General features: G+C 71.5%; 1 protein-coding gene. It reads left to right on the top strand.

Annotation, left to right across the window (positions count from 1 at the left end; all coding sequences use genetic code 11):
* Positions 1-1924: 1924 nt before the first annotated feature.
* Positions 1925-2248, top strand: a complete 324-nt coding sequence (locus tag EEJ42_RS07565; RefSeq protein WP_123099201.1) for a hypothetical protein — start codon at positions 1925-1927, stop codon at positions 2246-2248.
* Positions 2249-2260: the final 12 nt, after the last annotated feature.

Below are 2260 nucleotides of genomic sequence, written 5' to 3'. Positions count from 1 at the left end.
CCGGCCACCTGACCATCCCGGACCCTCCCGCCCCTGCCCGGGCCCGGGCTGTCGGGCCTTGCGGGGCTTGGCCCCGGCCGGGGGAGTGTCGGTGCTGCTCACCCCCTTTACCCGTACCGAGCTGGAGGCCCTGTCATGTCTCGTACCGTCGTGAACCCGTCCCTTCCTCTGCCTGACCGTGTCGCGGCTTTCCTGCGTTCCCGTTTCGCCCCCTACAGTCCCGGTCTGCGCGACGGGTGGCACATCATCTCCCTCAACGGCCGGTGGGCCGTCGTGTGGGATCTGGCCGACCGTGAGGGCGGTGAGACGCCGGAGCAGGCCGCGAAGCGGCTGGAGCTGGCGCAGGCCCTGTCGGCGGGCGGGTACGCCGTCAGCACGCCGCGCGGCTTGCACATGGTGTTCTTCGCCGACCGGCCCCACGATGCCGGGCCCCGGTACTCGGTCGTGACCGAGGACCCCGTGCTCGGCGGCCTGTTCGGCGGCCCGCACGTGGTGATGGACACCTGGACCAACGTCGACATGGTGGCCTTCAAGGACCCGAAGGAGGCGCGCAAGCAGTGCGCGGAGCTGGAACGGGAACACGCGCTGGCCGACGCCGTGGCGAACTCGACCCCCCGCATGGCCACGTTTCTCACGCGGGCGGACCAAGTCCTCGGTGACGGGTTCTGGTTCCTGCGCACCGAGGAGCACAGCATTACCGACCACCGGACGCCAACCGTGCACGAGCGCATCGACGCCCTGGTCGACGTGGCCAACGCGATACTGCGCGGCGCCACGCTCCAGCGGACCGGGCGCCGGGTGGCGTACGAGGCGGAGGAGTACGACGTGGCGTGGTGCCCCAAGAGCAGCACGCCAGCGGTCGGCTACTTCCCCGGGCGGCACGCCGAGGACCGGCGCACCCCGTTCATGGACGCCGCGATCCGGCTGCTGGCCGACGCGGGGCTGACCCCGGCGGTCTTCGGCGAGCCGGTCGGCGACGGCGCCTTCATGGTCGAGCAGGAGGGATTCCAGGTTGGCAGCGCCCCGCAGGCTAGGCACGGCTCGCCGCGCGTGTGGGTATCCCTGTGCGGGCGCGGCATCGCGCTGGCCGAGCACCGGCGGGCCGTGGAGGTGCTGCGGGAAGCGGGATGGACGGTGAACCCGGCCGGGTTCGACGACCAAGGCATCCACGAGGTGTTCCCGCCGCCGGGGACGGTCCTGCCGCGGCGGGAGGGCACGACGCTGGGCTTCTACCCCAGGGACGAGGGCCACGAGCACGTGCAGGCGGCCGTCTCCCTGCTGCTCGACTGCGGATTCAACCCGGCCGAGACCCACGACACCCGCACGGTCGAAACCACGCACGGGACCGCCCTGGAATACGACGCACTGGCAAACGGATTCCTCGTCCAGCCCACCGGCCAAGGCGACCACGTGACCATCCAGTTCCTCATCGACGGGCAGCATGAGATCGGCACGACCACGGACAGCGAACTGCACGCCTACCGGCGGGCGCTGACAGCGGGCGGGTTCCTCGGCGAGTACGCGGACGGCTACCACCAGATCTCGGCTCGTCGGCTGCTGGGCCAGGAGGCGAAAGACGCCGACACGATCTGGGAGGTGCTGAACCAGGCCGGGCACCCGTGGGAATCGCTGCACCTGGAGGGCCTGCGGGTGCGGGCGCGCTGGTACACGGGATCGGTCGTGGTCAAGCCCGCCGGGGTGATGGAGCCCGAAGAGCGGGCCCGGCGCCTTCAGCGGATCCGCAAGGACCTGGTACACGCCGGCGGGGAGCCGGTGCTTCTGTCGCCGTACCACCTGCGGGTGGAAGTGTCGCCCAAGGCGTGGGAGGTCCCGGCGGGCATCGGGTGCAACGCCGAGGAGCACGAGGTGCCTNAAGGCGTGGGAGGTCCCGGCGGGCATCGGGTGCAACGCCGAGGAGCACGAGGTGCCTGAGATCCGGGCGGCGCTGATGACCCTGGAGGGCAACGGCTACTTCGGCGGCGTCTACACCGAGGAGGAGACCACCGACACGTGGTCCTCGCCCACCGGCTTCCACCTCTTCCCCACCGGCGAGGACGGGACCGTCATCGTCACCGCGGAGCGGGACAAGCACACCGGTGACCCGTGGGCGAAGGAGATCGTGGCGAAGCACTGGGAGGCCCACAAGCGCTACGCCCACATCTTCGAGGGCGCGGGCTGGACGGGGCGCCTGCTCGGCCGCCGGGACGAGACCGGCGGGACACTCGCCGTCCGGGCCCCGCGGCCCTGACCTACACCGCGC

The organism is Streptomyces botrytidirepellens (genome assembly GCF_003721215.1).
Taxonomy (GTDB): Bacteria; Actinomycetota; Actinomycetes; order Streptomycetales; family Streptomycetaceae; genus Streptomyces; species Streptomyces himastatinicus.
This window is presented reverse-complemented; position numbering and strand designations above follow the sequence as displayed.